At 58.7% G+C, this 16,425-nt stretch carries 15 protein-coding genes; 5 read left to right on the top strand and 10 right to left on the bottom strand.

Going from position 1 to position 16,425, the window contains the following annotated elements; all coding sequences use genetic code 11:
- Positions 1–52: 52 nt before the first annotated feature.
- The gene (locus ACVWYF_RS13090) at positions 53–490 is read left to right on the top strand and encodes a YtxH domain-containing protein (RefSeq protein WP_457068651.1); all 438 of its coding nucleotides are present in this window, start codon (positions 53–55) and stop codon (positions 488–490) included.
- A 125-nt stretch (positions 491–615) separates the two neighbouring features.
- Positions 616–972, top strand: coding sequence for a YtxH domain-containing protein (locus tag ACVWYF_RS13085; protein WP_457068649.1), 357 nt, complete (start codon positions 616–618; stop codon positions 970–972).
- A 276-nt stretch (positions 973–1,248) separates the two neighbouring features.
- Here the strand turns inward: ACVWYF_RS13085 and lysS are convergent, their stop codons facing one another.
- The 6 genes from lysS to ACVWYF_RS13055 all read right to left on the bottom strand — a co-directional run bounded on the left by lysS (position 1,249) and on the right by ACVWYF_RS13055 (position 9,696).
- Positions 1,249–2,799, bottom strand: a complete 1,551-nt coding sequence (gene lysS / locus ACVWYF_RS13080; protein WP_457068647.1) for a lysine--tRNA ligase — start codon at positions 2,797–2,799, stop codon at positions 1,249–1,251.
- A 246-nt stretch (positions 2,800–3,045) separates the two neighbouring features.
- The gene (locus ACVWYF_RS13075) at positions 3,046–4,134 is read right to left on the bottom strand and encodes a hypothetical protein (protein WP_457068645.1); all 1,089 of its coding nucleotides are present in this window, start codon (positions 4,132–4,134) and stop codon (positions 3,046–3,048) included.
- Between the two features lie 264 nt (positions 4,135–4,398).
- Entirely contained in the window at positions 4,399–6,564 is a 2,166-nt protein-coding gene (locus ACVWYF_RS13070) for a carboxy terminal-processing peptidase (RefSeq protein ID WP_457068643.1), read from the bottom strand.
- Between the two features lie 242 nt (positions 6,565–6,806).
- Positions 6,807–7,658 (bottom strand): hypothetical protein, encoded by an 852-nt coding sequence (locus tag ACVWYF_RS13065; protein ID WP_457068642.1) that lies wholly within the window; start codon positions 7,656–7,658, stop codon positions 6,807–6,809.
- Between the two features lie 210 nt (positions 7,659–7,868).
- Positions 7,869–8,237 carry a hypothetical protein gene (locus tag ACVWYF_RS13060; RefSeq protein WP_457068640.1) on the bottom strand — a complete coding sequence of 123 codons (369 nt, stop codon included), beginning with the start codon at positions 8,235–8,237 and terminating at the stop codon, positions 7,869–7,871.
- 259 nt (positions 8,238–8,496) lie between these two features.
- Entirely contained in the window at positions 8,497–9,696 is a 1,200-nt protein-coding gene (locus ACVWYF_RS13055) for a proline dehydrogenase family protein (RefSeq protein WP_457068638.1), read from the bottom strand.
- A 149-nt stretch (positions 9,697–9,845) separates the two neighbouring features.
- On the opposite strand from ACVWYF_RS13055, the gene ACVWYF_RS13050 reads away from it, so the two are divergent.
- On the top strand, positions 9,846–10,973 hold the full coding sequence (locus ACVWYF_RS13050) for a chorismate mutase (protein ID WP_457068636.1): 1,128 nt from the start codon (positions 9,846–9,848) through the stop codon (positions 10,971–10,973).
- Positions 10,974–10,984: 11 nt separating this feature from the next.
- On the opposite strand, the gene ACVWYF_RS13045 is transcribed toward ACVWYF_RS13050, so the two are convergent.
- Both ACVWYF_RS13045 and ACVWYF_RS13040 read right to left on the bottom strand, forming a co-directional pair.
- Positions 10,985–11,404, bottom strand: coding sequence for a hypothetical protein (locus ACVWYF_RS13045; protein ID WP_457068634.1), 420 nt, complete (start codon positions 11,402–11,404; stop codon positions 10,985–10,987).
- A gap of 48 nt (positions 11,405–11,452) precedes the next feature.
- On the bottom strand, positions 11,453–11,893 hold the full coding sequence (locus tag ACVWYF_RS13040) for a hypothetical protein (protein WP_457068632.1): 441 nt from the start codon (positions 11,891–11,893) through the stop codon (positions 11,453–11,455).
- A 122-nt stretch (positions 11,894–12,015) separates the two neighbouring features.
- Between ACVWYF_RS13040 and aroB the strand changes: the two genes are divergently transcribed.
- Positions 12,016–13,062: a 3-dehydroquinate synthase gene (gene aroB, locus ACVWYF_RS13035; protein ID WP_457068630.1), complete on the top strand. Its 1,047-nt coding sequence runs from the start codon at positions 12,016–12,018 to the stop codon at positions 13,060–13,062.
- A 109-nt stretch (positions 13,063–13,171) separates the two neighbouring features.
- Complete coding sequence (locus ACVWYF_RS13030; protein WP_457068628.1) at positions 13,172–14,416, top strand: 3-phosphoshikimate 1-carboxyvinyltransferase; 1,245 nt, start codon at positions 13,172–13,174, stop codon at positions 14,414–14,416.
- Here the strand turns inward: ACVWYF_RS13030 and ACVWYF_RS13025 are convergent.
- Positions 14,400–15,209: an ABC transporter substrate-binding protein gene (locus tag ACVWYF_RS13025; RefSeq protein ID WP_457068626.1), complete on the bottom strand. Its 810-nt coding sequence runs from the start codon at positions 15,207–15,209 to the stop codon at positions 14,400–14,402. The two genes, ACVWYF_RS13030 and ACVWYF_RS13025, sit on opposite strands and share 17 nt — an antisense overlap.
- A gap of 116 nt (positions 15,210–15,325) precedes the next feature.
- A complete protein-coding gene (locus ACVWYF_RS13020; protein WP_457068624.1) occupies positions 15,326–16,396 on the bottom strand; it encodes a M42 family metallopeptidase in 1,071 nt (356 codons plus the stop codon).
- Positions 16,397–16,425 lie beyond the last annotated feature (29 nt).

The following is a 16,425-nucleotide window of genomic DNA, read 5'->3' as shown; positions in this document are numbered from 1 at the left end:
CGCTGCTCTAATCGAACTTTCAACCCTCATTCACCCTTCATTACCCTACACCATGTCGTACCACGAAGAAGACAACAACGCCGGTAAAATCCTTTTAGCTGCTCTCGCCGGTGCCGGTGCTGGCATTATTGCCGGTATGCTGCTGGCTCCCGATAAAGGTTCGGCCACCCGCGAAAACTGGAAAGGCGCTGCCACCAAATACAGCGGCCAGCTCGGCGAGCAGGCTTCGAAGCTGGGCTCCGACCTCGAAACCAAATTCAAAGAATACGCTGGTAAGCTGGAAGATATGGGCGTGAGCCTGCCCGGCAGCAGCCTGAAAATGAAAGGTGCCTGGGACGATATCAAAGGCAAGCTGAAGCAGCAGTACGCGCAGCTGACCGATGAGGACTTGACCTACGCCGAAGGCAAAGGCGACGAGCTGGTGGGCAAACTGCAGGACAAGCTCGGCAAGGGCAAAGCCGAAATCACCAAAATGCTGAACGACATGTAATCTGGCTTCCAGCCCGATTATTTAAAGCCCCGCGCCGCAAGGTGCGGGGCTTTTTTGCGGCCCCAACCAGCCGGCCCGCTTTTCCGTTAGGGAATAATCAAATGTTTCCATTTTCCTGCAAACCCATGAAAGACGACAAAGGCAAAGTCATTTTCTCGCTCATCGCTGGGGCTACCGCCGGCATCGTGGCCGGCCTGCTGCTGGCCCCCGAAACCGGCGACGACACCCGCTCCAACCTGCGCAAGTCGGCTGCCAAATGGGCCGGCGACCTGAGCAAGCTAGCCAACGATACCCTGGCCAAAGTGCAGGGCCAGGCCGGTGCCACCAGCCCCGACGCCACCGTGGGCGAAGACAAACAGGCCGCCGACCAGCTCCTGCAAAACCTGAGCACCGGCACCCCCTCCACGGCCCACACCCACAACGAAGACAATCCCGACTACGACGGCTTTGGCGACGATACCCGCCACCAGCCCAAGCAGTAGAATGCCCGAATTTTTTTCGGCGGCCACGTAACCCGCTTCCAGTCCGTTTCGTAAAACTCCTCACAATCGCCTTGAAAGAAGGCCGAAAATAATGTCAGTAAAATTGCCGGCCGTAGGAGCTTCTACCGAAATTGGTCAAACAATCCGGTAGTAAAATCAGACGGTCCATCGCAAGCTTCTGGCAGGAAAAGCGGTTTGAAGGGTAGGGAGATTGTAAAAAGAAAAGCCCCGCACGACATTTCGTGCGGGGCTTTTCCGATTTTAGGCCGCTTGGGCTTACTTGTCCTCGTGCTTCTCTTTCTGCACGTTTTCCGGCTTCATCTGCGGGAAAAACAGCACGTCCTGAATTGACGGCGAGTTGGTCATAATCATGCTCAGGCGGTCGATGCCGATGCCCAAGCCGGCCGTGGGCGGCATGCCATATTCCAGGGCACGCAGGAAATCCTCGTCGAGCACCATGGCCTCGGTGTCGCCGCGCTTGCCCAGCTCCAGCTGGTCCTCGAAGCGCTGGCGCTGGTCGATGGGGTCGTTGAGTTCGGAGAAAGCGTTGCAGATTTCTTTGCCGTTGCACACGGCCTCGAAGCGCTCCACCAAACCCGGCCGGTCGCGGTGCTTCTTGGCCAGCGGCGACATTTCCACCGGGTAATCGGTGATGAACGTGGGCTGAATGAGCTTGGGCTCGACGTGCTCACCGAAAATCTCGTCAATAAGCTTGGATTTGCCCATGCTGGGGTCAACGTGTACGTTCAGCTCCTGGGCGGTGGCGCGCAGGGCGTCCTCGTCCATCTCGCCAATGGCCTTGCCGGTGTACTTCTCAATGGCCTCGAACATGGTGTAGCGCTGCCATGGCCGCTGGAAGTTGATGACGTTTTTGCCCACCTGCACTTCAGTTTTGCCGTGCAGGGCCATTGCCACGCGTTCAACCATTTCCTCCACTAGGTCCATCATCCAGGCGTAGTCTTTATAGGCTACATACAGTTCCATCTGGGTGAATTCGGGGTTGTGGAAGCGCGACATTCCTTCGTTGCGGAAGTCCTTGCTGAACTCGTACACGCCATCGAACCCGCCCACAATCAGGCGCTTAAGGTACAGCTCGTTGGCAATGCGCAGGTACAGCGTCATGTCCAGCGTGTTGTGGTGCGTGGTGAAGGGCCGGGCCGCCGCGCCGCCGTACAGCGGCTGCAGAATCGGGGTTTCTACTTCCAAATACCCTTTATCGTTCAAGAAATTGCGCATCGACTGCACCAGCTGCGTGCGCTTGATGAAGGTGTCGCGCACAGCGGGGTTCACGGCCAGGTCCACGTAGCGCTGGCGGTAGCGCTGCTCGGGGTCGGTGAAGGCGTCGTAGGTGGTGATTTCGCCGGTGGCCTCGTCCTTCTGGGTTTTCACCACGGGCAACGGGCGCAGGGCTTTGGCCAGCAATTTCAGCTCCGTAACATGCACGGAGGTTTCGCCCACCTGCGTCTTGAATACGTGGCCCTTCACGCTGATGAAGTCGCCCAAATCGAGCAGCTTCTTGAATACTACATTGTACAGCGTCTTATCCTCACCGGGGCAGATTTCGTCCCGGTTGATGTAGAGCTGGATGCGGCCCGTGGTGTCCATCAACTCGGCAAACGAGGCCTTGCCCATCACCCGCGACGACATCAGCCGCCCGGCCAGCGTTACATCCTGAAAGTTATTGAGTTCAACGTGATAGTTGTCGTGGATTTCCTTGGCGTAAAACGTCACGTCTACCAGCGCCGACGGGTACGCTTCGATGCCCAGCTTTTCCAGCTCTTCGAGTTTCTGACGGCGCAGGATTTCTTGTTCGCTTAAATGGACCACGGATTTAACAGATTTTAACGGATGAAACAGATTTTTTGTGGTTGCCGGCCAGTTCCCTGCCGTTAAGGGGGCTGGCGAGTGGGGCAAGAAGCGAGGCGCTTTCTGCTTGCGGCGGGCCGCAAAAGTACGGCACGAAAAAGCCGCTCCGAAACCGGAGCGGCTTTCCGCAAAAACTTAACGAATTAAACCCCCGGACGGAACCACAAAAAATCTGTTTCATCCGTTAAAATCTGAATAATCTGTGGTCTAAGCAGCCATGCGGTACACTGGGGCTTCCGTAGCAAGGGCCGGGGCGCTCGGCGGAGTGGGGGCCAGCACCGGCTCGACGCGGGTGCGCAGGCGCTCCTGCACAAAGCCCGCCTGCAAATGCAGCGGCAGCTCGGCCACCAGCTGGCGGTAGCGCTCCAGGCCCAAGGCCTTGGCCACGTAGGTTTCATGCACGCCATTGAGGTAGCTCACAATGTTGAGCAGCGAGGCATGGAACAGGCGGAAATCAATGTCGGCCTCCACGTAGCGCTCAATCTCGCGGCTGGTCTGCGAAATGCGTAGGCGGCCCAGCAGGTCGAAAATAGTGGTATAGCCCAGCCGCCAGGTAATTTGCTGCCAGTGCGAAGCCGTCCATTTATCGAGCGGGCGGCCGGTTTTCTGGCTGCGAATGGCCGTGTTGGGATTGGTTTGCACCTGGGCACGGGTCCATTGCGCCTTCATCTTGCGGGTGGTGCGCAGGAACTGGCCCACCTGAGCCTGGGCATCAATCTCCTGGCTGGCAATGTGCAGCCCGGCTTTGTAGCCGGCCAGTGGCAAACGGTGAATGCTGAAGTCACCGTAAGCCCCGGCCGCATAAAACGACACCGGACGCGGATAAGCATTCTTCACCACCAGCCGGCCCACCTCGCGGCGCATCAACTGGCCGTTGTTCGAGCGCACACCGGTGGTGTACAGAAACGCCTGCAAACCCGACCAGATGGCGTGGTACGCCTGCGGGAACGTCCAGTGCAGGGCGTTGCGCAGGAAGTTCTCGTCACCCAGCTCGGCCGTGGCGCGCAGCGCGTACTCGGTGCTCCAGCTGGTGTGCAGCAGCTTTGTGAGCGCGGCCACGTCGGCCTCGTTCAGCTCGGCCGAGTGGCCACGAAAAAACGGCAGGTTCTGCAAGCCGCCAAGGGCATCGTCGTTTTCCTGAATGTGGTAATTGATAGCGAAGAAATAGTTGAGGAAAACCTGCGCCGGGATTGATTTGCGCCAGGTTTCGTCAGCTAGCTTCTGCTGTTGCTCATCGGCGATAGCGGCTACCGACGGGTTGAGCGGGATGATGCGGGTTTCCTCTAGATTCGTCATGCTAAGTAAACAGCGGGAGACAGGTTTTTAGTTGCCTGATTGCTAATTTTTTTGACAAATTTTACTAAAGAAATAAGTATTGATAGCCAATGATTTACGTACTAATACACGGGCTTATATCAAGCTTGTTATGATTGGCGATTTACTAACGGGTTTGACTGTTAGCAATCAAGCCCAAAAAAGCCCCCGCTTCGAGTGAGGCGGGGGCTTTTTTGGGCTTGATTGCTGGCATGGGAGGTAGCGGTGCCGCTCCATCGGCAACAACTATTTTATCTCGTCCTGAATCACGGCCACGGCTTCGCCAATGGTAATGTCCTTCTTCAGGCTCTTGGTGAAGCGGGCTGCCCGGTTCACCTTCACCGTGTCGCCACCCACGGCGCGCACATCGGCGGCCAAGGGCGAGAAGGCCAGCGCGGTGCTGGTTTTTTGGGCGGCTTCGTAGCGGTCCGAAATGGCTTTCGATTCCTGCTGCTCGGCGCGGTAGGTGCTTAGCTTAAGCGAAACCGTGGTTTCATTCTTGCGTTTGCGCATGCTCTTCACCATCTCATCCATCACCTTGAAGCTAGGGTTGGTAGCCACGCGGGCCTTGCTGTCGGCACGGAGCTTGTCGAGCGCAGGCGCGGCATCCCAGGTGCGGTAACGGGCGGGCTGAATCTCGTCCCACTTCAGCGGGTAGTCCGACTCTTTCTCGCCCTCATCGAGGTATGAATACAGGTCCGGTACCACGATGTCGGAAGCCACGCCTTTGAACTGGGTCGAGCCGCCGTTCACGCGGTAAAACTTCTGGGTGGTAAGCTTGAGCGAGCCAATGGGCTTCACGCTGTTCAATTCTGAAGGCAGGGCTTCATCAAGGTCGAAGATGCGCTGCACCGTGCCCTTCCCATACGTGCTGGTTGAGCCCATAATGACACCGCGGTGGTAATCCTGAATGGCCGCCGCCAGAATCTCCGACGCGGAGGCGCTGTACTTGTTCACCAGCAGCACCAGCGGGCCGCTGTACTGCACGCGCGGGTCGTTGTCGGTTAGCACCTGGGTATGGCCCTGGCCGTCGCGCACCTGCACCATGGGGCCGCTGGGCATAAAGAGGCCAGCCATCGAAACCGCGTCGCTCAACGAGCCACCGCCGTTGAAGCGCAGGTCCATCACGATGCCTTTCACGCCTTCGGCATTTAGCTTGGCCAACTCCTTCTTCACGTCATCCGACGAGCTACGGCCACCGTTGTCATTGAAATCGGCATAGAAGCCGGGCAGGTGCAGGTAACCAATTTTCTGGCCTTTTTCAGTGATGATGGATGACTGCGCGTACTTGTCTTCCACCACCACGATGTCGCGGATAATAGGGATAATCTTGGTGCTGCCATCTGGTTTTTTCACCGTCAAACGCACCTCCGAGCCTTTTTTGCCCCGAATCAAGGTCACGGCCTTACTCGTGTGCCAGCCTTCAATGCTCACCGGCTCGGCCGCGCCCTGCGCCACGCGCAGAAGGGCATCCCCCTTTTTCAGGTCACCCTGGCGGGCCGAAGCCGAGCCTGGCATGATTTCCTCAATGTAAATCAGGCCGTCCTTCTCGCGCAACGTGGCTCCGATGCCCTCGAAGCGGCCGGTCATTTCGTAGTCGAAATCTTCCTTGGCCTGGGGGGCAAAATACTCGGTGTGCGGGTCGTAGGTATTGGCAATGGTATTGGCGTAGGTCGCCAAACGCTCATTAGCGTCGGTGTCGTTGATTTCGGCGAACTGGTCGTCGTAGTATTTCAGCACGCGCTTGCGGGCTTCGGTTTCCATCTGGGTGGGCGTGCGTACGGGCTCAGCGGCAGTGGGAGCCGAAGCATCGGCGGCGGCGGGCGCGGCGGTAGCACCGCTGGGCTTTGCTTCCTTGGCTTTGTCCTGAGCTTCCATCATTTCCGAAACGCGGCTCAGCGTTTCGTACTTCAGCAGCTTGCGCCACAGCTCGCGCTGGGCCGCTTTATCGGCCGGGAAAGGGGCTTTTTCGAAGTCCGTCTGAAAGGTTTCATCCGTCGTGAAATCGAAGGGCTTGGCCAGAATGTCGCGGTAGAGGCCCTGCATTTCCTTCGTCCGGTCAGCCATCAGCTTGGTGCTGAGGTCGAGGAACTCGTGCGTGCCATTTTTCACCTCGTCGTCAATCTGCGTCTGATAGCGGCGCAGTTGCTCTACGTCGCTGGCCAGCAGAAACTGCTTGCGGTAGTCGAGGTGCTTCAGGTACAAGTCGAACACGCGCTTGGAAAAGGCGTCGTCCACTTTTTCTGGCTGGTAATGGGCCGCCGATAAGCCCTGCAACATAGTGCCAATCAGCACCTGGTCCTTGCTCGGAACCGCCGAGTCTGCCCGGCGAAACAGCCGGTACGAAGCCAGCACAAACACAGCTGCCACCAAAAAAGCGTACAGCCCGACCTTCAAGCGGGGAAATGACATCTGCTAAAAATAAAAACGGGATGAAAATCAAATATACGGAGATTGCCAGGCAACGCAGCCCCTAAATCCCTGCCGCAAAAACGCCCATGCAGGGGGAATAAGTGCCCGGTTTCGTAAATGGTTGCCAATAAGCAGCTACTAATTTACAAACTCCCCAAATTGACCGAAGGTTGCAATAAAAAAGCCTTTCCCAGACGGGAAAGGCTTTTTTGATGATTAACAGGCCGGAACCTGCGACGAGACTAGTACTTGTAAATCTTGTCGCCGTTGTTGCGGCGGAACTCGTCTTCGAAGTATTTGGCATCCTCGGCGTTGCGGGGCTTCACCCCCATCACAATGCCGCCGTCTTTGATGCCGCTTTCGTACTCAGCAGCATGCTCCTCAGGGATGCCCGAGCCCACCAGGGCACCTACCAGGCCACCCGTGAGGCCACCGGCACCGGCACCAGCCAAAGCCGCGGCCAGCGGGCCAGCAATAATCAGGCCCAAGCCGGGCAGCGCTACCGAAGTGCCGATGGCAGCAATGGCACCAATGATAGCACCAGCCGTGCCACCAATGGCCGAGCCTACGCCAGCACCTTCCATGGCTTTGTCGCCTAGGTCGGTATGCACGGTGTCATCACCGAAGTGGGTTTTGCGGGTTTCGTCCGACATGAGCAGGTTCACATCGTCTTTGCCATAGCCGCGCGAATGCAGGGCACTGTAAGCTTTCTCGGCACTGCTACGGTCGCGGAACATGCCGCTCATCGAGCTGCCGTCGCGGTAAGGCTCGCCGGTTACGGCGTGGGCGGCGCTGTCGGCCGTGTTCTGCACACCATCAATGGCGCGGCCTACCACGGCACCGGCAGTACCGGCTACAGCAGCACCTTTGGCAGTAGCACTGAAGTCGTCGCCATCAACCGAGTTTGAAACGCTGGCTCCCGAAGAAGAAGAAACGCCCGTGCCCGACGTAGAGCCAGTGCCGGCGTTGTAGCTGGTGCCTTCGTTGCTTAGGCCAGTGCTGTTGCCCATACCAGTACCGGTATTTTGGGTGCCGTAGTTAGAGCCTGCGCCGGTGCCAGTGTTTTGCGGGTTGTTCGAATCGTTGGTATTCATGGGAAGGGAGTTGGATGTGAAGGTGAAAACCCAGTCATAGCGAGCTGGATATGTCCCTTCAACGGGGCCACCCCGGCGGGGGTTGCAACAGGCCCTAATTCTATTCATTCCCTTTTGTATACTAAGTGCCGGGCATAAAAAAGCAGCGCATTCATGAAGCAAAATGCTCATTATGAATGCGCTGCCACAAAATTATTTTTTTTATCCAACTCAGGAAAATTTCTGAAAATTTTCTTCGTCGCGCCAGAATGCCCGGCAGTCATGAATAAGGTTTTTGAGGAAATCCTCATCCTGTTTGAGGGTGCGCCATTCGCCCATCCCCATTTTTTCGCACAGCTTGTAAAAGTTGTCGCCCTGGCCTTTTGAGCCCTGCACTTTCACCAGCGCGCTGAGGGGCGGGCGGCCCGCGTCGTGCTCCGTGGCGGAAATTTCGGCCAGCATTTCGTTGAGCCGGGATTTTTCGTGCGAAATCTCCAGGTTAAGCCCCAATTCGGCTTCCTGCACCAGCGTGAGGTAGCTCACGGTACCGGTTTGCAGCCGGGAATAGCGAATTAAATACGTGCGAATACGACCAATCATGGCAGGGTTACAAGTGGACAAAAAACCGTTTTGGGGGCTGAAAATTAGTGATTTTTAACTGCCGAACACAACATTTCGACAGTGTTACCACTAGTAGCTCTCAGCCCTGCGGCTTTTCGCATGCCACAATCGTTCCTAAATTCCAAAGGGGCCTCTTTAAATCCCAAAAAGAAGGCTTTCCCAGGCTGTTTCAGGGATTAAAATTAGTTGGATAACTTACAGAATTATTGCTTTTTACAACTTCAGGTTTCCTTCAGAATTAACGCCCTTTACGGCGGCGGATTTCCTTTTGAATCAGCAAAAATTCCCGACTGCTCTGGCCGGAGATGGCGGTATTCTCGTCGGCGCGGCGCAGCAAATAGGGCATCACCGAAGCCACGGGACCGTAGGGCAGGTATTTGGCCGTGTTGTAGCCGGCGTGGGCGAGGTTATAGGTGAGGTTGTCGCTCATGCCGTAGAGCTGGGCAAACCACACGCGCGGGTCTTCGGGGGCGATGTGGGCCTCCTGCATGAGTTGGGTAAGCATGAGCGAGCTGGCTTCGTTGTGCGTACCCGCACAAATGCTGATGCGGTCGATGTGCGCGATGCAGTAGCGCAGGGTCTCGTCGTAGAGGTCGTCGGTGGCCTGCTTGGTGGGGTTGATGGGGTTTTGGTAACCGCGCTGCTTGGCTACGCGGGCCTCCTTTTCCATGTAAGCGCCGCGCACCAGCTTGGCCCCGATGTAATAGCCGGCTTCGGCGGCGTGGTCGTGGGCGGCTTGCAGGGCCTCAAGGCGGTCGTGGCGGTAGAGCTGGTACGTATTCCACACAATGGCCTTCTCGCGGTTGTACTTGGCCATCATATCGTAGGCCAGCAGGTCGATGGTGTGCTGAAACCAGCTTTCCTCGGCATCGACAAACAGGCGCACGCCGTGCTGGTGGGCGCGGGCGCACAGGGCCTCTACACGGGCCACGGCGCGGGCATGGGCGGCTTCTTCGGCAGGGGTGAGGAACTGGCCGGCCTGGATTTTTTCGAGAATGGCCACATCGGCTACGCCCGTCACTTTAAATACCGAAAACGGGATGTGCTTGGAGCGGTGGGCCTCGTCAATGGTGGCCAGGAGCTCGTCGCGGGTGCGGTCGTAGCTCTGGTCGCTGCCCTCGCCTTCCACCGAGTAGTCGAGGATGGTGCCGATGTTGTATTTGCCCAGCTCAGCCGTGACGGGGCGGCATTCGGCAATCGTTTCGCCGCCGCAAAACTGCTCGAAAATACTGTGCTTGATGAGGAAGCGGGTGCCGGGAATTCCCCACTTGAGGGCTGCTTTCATGAGGCCGCTGCCGGTTTTTACCAGGCCGCCGTTGTTCATGGCCGCGAACAGGGTATACACCTTGCGCAACTGCGCATCGGACTTGGACGCAAAGGCTACGCGGGTGTCTTCGAAGGAAACGGGCGGAGCTTGGGTAGGGGGGGCAATAGACATAAGCTGCAACTTAAAAAGCGTGGGAATTGGGCCGGGTAGGAACGGAGCGCGAAGGTAGAAGGTAAACAACGTTTCGGGGAAACGAGTTACGTTTGCCGGGCTTTTCGGCGGCTGGTTGGCCGCTGGTCATTATTTGTCCCTTCCGCAGAATGCTCCCCAATACTGATACGTATTTCACCCGTTTGCTGGCCAGCAAAGGCCAGCCGCTATTGATTGCCGGGCCGTGCTCGGCCGAAACCGAAGCGCAGGTGATGACCACCGCCCACGGCCTGAAAGCCTTGGGAAAGATTGATTTGTTCCGGGCCGGCATCTGGAAGCCGCGCACCCGGCCGGGCTCGTTTGAGGGCATGGGCGCGGTGGCGCTGCCGTGGCTGCAACGCGTGAAGGCCGAAACCGGCATTCCGACGGCCATTGAGGTGGCCACGCCGCGCCACGTAGAGGAGGCCCTGGCGCACGGCATCGACGTGCTTTGGATTGGGGCGCGCACCACTGTCAATCCCTTCGCGGTGCAGGAGCTGGCCGATGCCCTGGCTGGTACTGGTGTGCCCGTGATGGTGAAAAACCCCGTGAATCCCGACGTGGCCCTCTGGGCTGGCGCGCTGGAGCGGCTGGAGCGGGCAGGGATTACGGATTTGGCGGCTATCCATCGGGGATTCAGCACGTTTGCGCCCAGCCGCTACCGCAACGCGCCTACCTGGATTCTGCCCATTGAGCTGAAAACGCGGTTTCCGCACATTCCGCTCATCTGCGACCCCAGCCACATTGGCGGGCGGCGCGATTTGCTGCTGCCCATTGCCCAAAAAGCCCTCGATTTGGACTATGATGGCCTCATCATCGAAACCCATCCCGACCCCGACCACGCCCTGAGCGATGCCGAGCAGCAGGTGACGCCCCAGCGCCTGGGCGAAATTCTGAACGAGTTGAAGTACCGCTACCGGTCGTCGGACAATGCCGAATACCTGAATAAGGCCGAGGAGCTGCGCCAGAAAATGGATGAGGCAGACCGCGAAATTGTGGAAGCCCTGGCCCGCCGCATGGCCCTGGTGGAAGAGCTGGCCGAATACAAAAAGGAAAACAACGTGAAAATCCTGCAATTCGACCGCTGGCAGGAAATCTTCCGCACCCGCACCGACTGGGCCGGCAAGCTGAACGTAAACGACAAATTTGTGGCCGAGCTCTACAAGCTTATTCACCTCGAAAGCATCCGCAAGCAAACCGAGGTGCTCAATGGCCGCCCGCAGGTGGACGGCGTGGAGCATCTCGGGCCGGGCTTGTAGGCGGGTAGGGGCTAGGGCTGCGCGCGTACGTAGGTGTCTAGAGGCGCATCGCAGGGGCTGCCGTAGTCCAGCACCAGCGTGTCGCCCTGAATGGTGAATTGCGCGTCGCACGTCCCAACATTGGCCACGGCATCAGCGAAGCGCAGGCCCGCGCCTGCCGTGGGCCGGCCGCACAGCGCCACAGTGGCGGGCTGGTAGGTACCGCCTGTGAACAGGCCGTAACCCGGCTGCGGAGCTACGCGGCTGAACGCGAAGGTGGTGGCGGTGAACGTCAGGGTTTCGTTGGGCAGGGATAGGAAGGCGCAATAGCATTGCCGATTGACCAAGCGCCAGGTACCGATAAGATTGGCATCGGCTTGGGGGTCGGTGTCTTTTTTGCAGCTGCTGAAGCCGGCACTTGTCATCAGCAGCAAAAGGGCGAAACGTTTCATATTAGCGCGTGGCGAAAGGTGAGGTAATTTAGCGAAAAGGATGGGATGTTACCGGCGGGAAAAATGAAAGATGACCCCATCATAACTATTCTGGCTCAGCAAAAGCTCGGAGCGCGTGAGCTGATAAATGGCGGTGCCGCTGAAATCTGCTGCTGGCGTTAGAGTAATGAAGGTGCCATTGCTGCCCGTGATAACGGGCGCGGTGGTCAGCGCATAATGCACGGTGCTGGTCACGGCCCCGTTGAGCAGCAGTTGCGCCTGGCCGGTGGGCAGAAACACGATTTCCTGTTTGTAGCCCGGGCCGGCGGGCCGCGGGCCGCCGCCAAAGCCCCCGCTGTTGGCCACCAGCTCCCACCGGCCAACGAGCAGGGACTGCGAAGTTTCTCCGGCCTCAGCAGTTGTGTTGTTATGGGGCGCCGGCTCGTTTTTCTGGCAGGCACCCAGGCCGGCCGCAAGGAGCAGAACGAGAACAGCGGTAACGAAGCGCATGTAACAAAAAGAGCAAGGTGGAAAAGTAAAAACTCGCGCGGCTACTGCCCTGACCGGCCGGTAGCCGCCCGGGTTGCGTGGGCAGTGGCCAGCCCGCAATTTTTTGTGCCGACTTTTGCCCCATGGATAATTCCGTCATCATCGGCCCCCAGGCCCTGCCCGCTTTGGCCGAGCTGCTGGCCCGCCCCGCCGTGAGCCGCGTGTTTGTGCTGGCCGACAGCAACACCGCCCGCCTCTGCCTGCCGCTGCTCGCACCCCATCTGCCGGCCGAGTATAAGCTCATCGAAATTCCGGCCGGCGAGGAATATAAAACCCTGGCCAGCTGCGACACCGTGTGGAGCGAGCTCACCGCGCAGCGCGCCGACCGCCACGCCGTGCTCGTGAACCTGGGTGGCGGCGTGGTCACCGACTTGGGCGGTTTTGCGGCGGCGCTATATAAGCGCGGCATCCGGTTTGCGCAGGTGCCCACTACGCTGCTGGCGCAGGTGGACGCCAGCGTGGGCGGCAAAACGGGCGTTGACTTTCAGGGCTATAAGAACCAATTGGGCGTGTTTCAGGCCCCGGCCGGGGTTTTCATCGAGCCGAGATTCCTGGAAACCCTCGACCCGCGCCAGCTCAAATCCGGTTATGCCGAAGTCGTTAAACACTGGCTCATTGCCGATGCCGAGGCCTTCAATACCAACCGCCGCCTGGGCTGGCTGTCGGACGACTGGACCTCCATCATCCGCGACTCGGTGGCGCTCAAGCAGCGCATCGTGGCCGAAGACCCGCTGGAGGCTGGCCCGCGCAAGCTGCTCAATTTCGGCCATACCGTGGGCCATGCGCTGGAAAGCTACCTGCTCACCCAGCCCGGCCGCGAGGCCCTGCACGGCGAGGCCGTGGCCGCCGGCATCGTCTGCGAAAGCTGGCTCTCGGTGCAGCGCGGCCTGCTGAGCGCCGAGGAGCTGGACAAAATCGAGACCTTTGTGTTTTCGGTATTCGATAAGCTGGATTTTGTGAGCCTGGAAACCAATGCCATCGCCGAATTTGCGCTCCAGGACAAGAAAAACGCGGGTGCTACCATCAACTGCACGCTGCTCAGCGGCATCGGCCACGGCGTGTATGACCAGCCAGTGACGGTGGCGGAAATCGCGGAATCCCTGCGCTATTACCACCGGCTGCAAGCCTAGCCGTAGCGCATGCTTTAGCTTGCGCCGCGCTCGAAAATCTTACTTTAATGGCACTTGCGATAAAAGCGCCCTCATTACCAGCGCAAGCTAAAGCACGCGCTATAAACCTATGCACCTATCCTGGCCCGGCGGCCCGCTACGCGGCATCGCCCAACTCCCGGCTTCCAAAAGCGAAGCCAACCGCGCCCTCATCCTGCAAGCCCTAGCCGGCGGCGGCACCCTCAGCAACCTCTCCGATGCCAACGACACCCAGCTGATGCTGCGCCTGCTGGCCGCCGCGCCCGGCACCGCCGAGCTCAGCGCCGAAGATGCCGGTACCGTCATGCGCTTCCTCACGGCCTACCTGACGGTCACGAACTGGCGCGGCCGCCTCACCGGCACTGCCCGGATGCAGGAGCGGCCCATTGCCGTACTGGTCGATGCCCTGCGCTACGCCGGGGCCAGCATCAATTACCTGAATAACGATGGCTACCCGCCGCTGGAAATCGAAGGGTTCACGGCTGCGGCCGAGACGATGAAACCCACCGCGCTATCGGTGCGCGGCGACATCAGCAGCCAGTACATTTCGGCCCTGCTGATGGTGGGGCCGCGCCTGCCCGGCGGCCTGCGCCTCACGCTCACCGGCCACATCGGCTCGCGCCCCTACATCAACATGACGGTGGCGCTGATGCAGCGCTTCGGGGCTGATTATTCGGCCGAAGGCGATGTACTGACGGTGCGCCCCGGCGCGTACCGCCCCACTGATTACACGATTGAGTCGGACTGGTCGGCGGCCAGCTACTGGTATTCCTTCGTGGCGCTGGCCCCGGCCGGCTCCGAAATCACGCTGCCCGGTCTGCGTCAGGAATCCTTGCAGGGCGACCAGGCCATTGCTAAAATGATGACGCAATTCGGGGTTGAAACCACTTTCCTGCCCAATGGCGTACACCTCCGCCAGTTTTCCCTCGCACCCCAGGCCGAAATTCCGGTTCTCGATTTCACCGATTGCCCCGACCTGGCCCAGACCGTGGCCGTGGTGGCCGCCGCCCTGGCCCGCCCGGTAGATATGACCGGTCTCGAAAGCCTGCGCATTAAGGAAACCGACCGCATCGCGGCGCTGCAAACCGAGCTGGCCAAGTTCGGCGGCGACCTGCGCGACCTGAGCGAAGGCCGATTCCGGGCCGAATCCAACGGTTTCGCCGTGCAGGGCCAATCGGTGGCCACTTACCACGACCATCGCATGGCAATGGCCTTCGCGCCGCTGGCCCTGCGCGGCCCACTCACCATCGAGGCACCCACTGTAGTGCGGAAATCGTACCCGCAATTCTGGAAGGAATTAGCGAAAAGCGGTTTTGCCGTTAGCGAAGCTGACTGAAATATGCCGCCGATTTCAGCAAGCGGCTGCCGTACCAGCTGAATAATTCGCCATCGACAATTTCAACTTTGGCCGCCGGGCATATCTGCTGAAATTCAGCCAGATGCTTCTCCGCGAAAGGGTAGGGCTCCGACGATAGCAGGATGCGCTGCGGGGACGCGGCCGCTAGTTGTTCGGCGGTGATTTCCGGGTAGCGGGCCTGCCCGGCAAACGCATTGGCGAAGCCCACCCGGCGCAGCATATCGTCAATAAAAGTGCCCGTAGCGGCAACCATGTACGGTTTGCGCCAGATGAAATAGGCGGCTGAGACGGGCTCTTTTTCAGCCGCAGTAACTTCGAAAGCTGCAAAAGAAGCGTCAATATCATCGGCTAGCGCGGCGGCTTTTTCTTTCGCGCCGGCGATGAAACCCACGCGCCGAATCATATCCAACGCTTCTGTCAAATTACTGATGTCGCTCAGCCAGACTGGATAGTTGGCCGCTAGTTGCTCAATTCCAGCCTGATAATTTTCTTCCTTATTGCCGATAATTAAATCGGGTTTCAGCGCGGCTATTTTTTCGAAATCGAAGTTTTTCGTGCCGCCGATAACGGTGGCTTTCGTGCGCGCTTCGGCTGGATGAATACAAAATTTAGTTACGCCCGCCACCTTTTCGCCTAGTCCTAAATCGAACAGTAATTCCGTTTGCGAAGGCACCAGTGATACGATGCGGCGCGGCGGAAAAGGCACCGCCACACGCCGGCCCATCTGGTCGGTTACATTGAGCGGAAGGGCCGGGATAATGGGTAATTCCATAAGAAAAATGTCATCCTGAGCACAGCGAAGGACCTTGCCGCGCCTGAATGCCTTCAATCGAAGCAAGCGTGATAAGGTCCTTCGCTGTGCTCAGGATGACAAAAAAAGCAAATAGCTTATTTGAAATACCGGAAATCGTGGCCGTCCTCGATGCGCAGCAGCGTTTCGTAAATCAGGCGCGTCACGCTCTCTACATCGTCCTTATGCACGGTTTCGACGGTAGTGTGCATGTACTTAAGCGGCAGCGAAATCAGGGCTGAAGCTACGCCCGAGCCCGAGTAGGCGAAGGCATCGGTATCGGTGCCGGTGGCGCGGGTGGCGGCGGCGCGCTGGAAGGGGATTTCAACGGCCTTGGCGGCGTCGATGATGAGGTCGCGCAGGTTATTCTGCACGGCCGGGCCGTAGGTAATTACCGGGCCTTTGCCGCAGCTGATGTCGCCGGCCGTCTTTTTCTCATACATCGGCGACTGGCTGTCGTGCGTCACGTCCGTGATGATGGCCACGTCGGGCTGGATGCGGTGGGCCACCATTTCGGCCCCGCGCAACCCTATTTCCTCCTGCACGGCGTTCACGATGTAGAGGCCGAAGGGCAGGGTTTTGTTGTTCTCCTTCAGCATGCGGGCCACCTCGGCAATCATGAAGCCGCCCACGCGGTTATCCAGCGCCCGGCCCACGTAAAACTTGTCGTTCAGCACCGTGAACTCGTCCTCAAACGTCACCACGGAGCCAACGTGAATGCCCATTTCGGCCACCTCATCGGCGCTGCTCGCGCCGCAGTCCAGAAACACGGTTTCGATGGTCGGGGCCTTGTCCTGCTCCACCTTGCGAACATGGATGGCGGGCCAGCCAAAAATGCCCTTCACAATGCCCTTCTCGCCGAAGATGTTCACGCGCTTGCTCGGGGCTACCAGCGGGTCGGAGCCGCCGTTGCGGCGCAGGTAGAGGTAGCCTTCTTTCGTGATGTAGTTCACGAAATAGGAAATCTCATCAGCGTGGGCCTCAATAACGACTTTGTACTTCGCCTCAGGGTTAATCACGCCCACCACCGTACCGTAGGTATCCACGAAATATTCGTCGATGTAGGGCTTGAGGTACTCCAGCCACATTTGCTGGCCTTCTTTTTCGAAGCCAGTGGGGGAGGGGTTATTAAGGTAATTCTGGAGGAAGGTGAAGGATTCAGGACGCATAGCAGGGAGTTATTTCGCACAGAGGTTAA

This window comes from Hymenobacter sp. UYAg731 (genome assembly GCF_054061335.1).
Note: the sequence above shows the minus strand (reverse complement) of the source record. Positions and strands in the feature narration are given on the sequence as shown.

Excerpts from the sequence above, each read along its gene's own strand:
- ACVWYF_RS13030 (WP_457068628.1), top strand. The coding sequence starts at position 13,172 with ATGCACCTATCCTGGCCCGGCGGCCCGCTACGCGGCATCGCCCAACTC.
- ACVWYF_RS13060 (WP_457068640.1), bottom strand. The coding sequence starts at position 8,237 with ATGATTGGTCGTATTCGCACGTATTTAATTCGCTATTCCCGGCTGCAA.
- ACVWYF_RS13040 (WP_457068632.1), bottom strand. The coding sequence starts at position 11,893 with ATGCGCTTCGTTACCGCTGTTCTCGTTCTGCTCCTTGCGGCCGGCCTG.
- ACVWYF_RS13085 (WP_457068649.1), top strand. The coding sequence starts at position 616 with ATGAAAGACGACAAAGGCAAAGTCATTTTCTCGCTCATCGCTGGGGCT.
- ACVWYF_RS13070 (WP_457068643.1), bottom strand. The coding sequence starts at position 6,564 with ATGTCATTTCCCCGCTTGAAGGTCGGGCTGTACGCTTTTTTGGTGGCA.
- ACVWYF_RS13065 (WP_457068642.1), bottom strand. The coding sequence starts at position 7,658 with ATGAATACCAACGATTCGAACAACCCGCAAAACACTGGCACCGGCGCA.
- ACVWYF_RS13045 (WP_457068634.1), bottom strand. The coding sequence starts at position 11,404 with ATGAAACGTTTCGCCCTTTTGCTGCTGATGACAAGTGCCGGCTTCAGC.
- aroB (WP_457068630.1), top strand. The coding sequence starts at position 12,016 with ATGGATAATTCCGTCATCATCGGCCCCCAGGCCCTGCCCGCTTTGGCC.
- ACVWYF_RS13025 (WP_457068626.1), bottom strand. The coding sequence starts at position 15,209 with ATGGAATTACCCATTATCCCGGCCCTTCCGCTCAATGTAACCGACCAG.
- ACVWYF_RS13020 (WP_457068624.1), bottom strand. The coding sequence starts at position 16,396 with ATGCGTCCTGAATCCTTCACCTTCCTCCAGAATTACCTTAATAACCCC.
- ACVWYF_RS13090 (WP_457068651.1), top strand. The coding sequence starts at position 53 with ATGTCGTACCACGAAGAAGACAACAACGCCGGTAAAATCCTTTTAGCT.
- ACVWYF_RS13050 (WP_457068636.1), top strand. The coding sequence starts at position 9,846 with ATGCTCCCCAATACTGATACGTATTTCACCCGTTTGCTGGCCAGCAAA.
- ACVWYF_RS13075 (WP_457068645.1), bottom strand. The coding sequence starts at position 4,134 with ATGACGAATCTAGAGGAAACCCGCATCATCCCGCTCAACCCGTCGGTA.
- ACVWYF_RS13055 (WP_457068638.1), bottom strand. The coding sequence starts at position 9,696 with ATGTCTATTGCCCCCCCTACCCAAGCTCCGCCCGTTTCCTTCGAAGAC.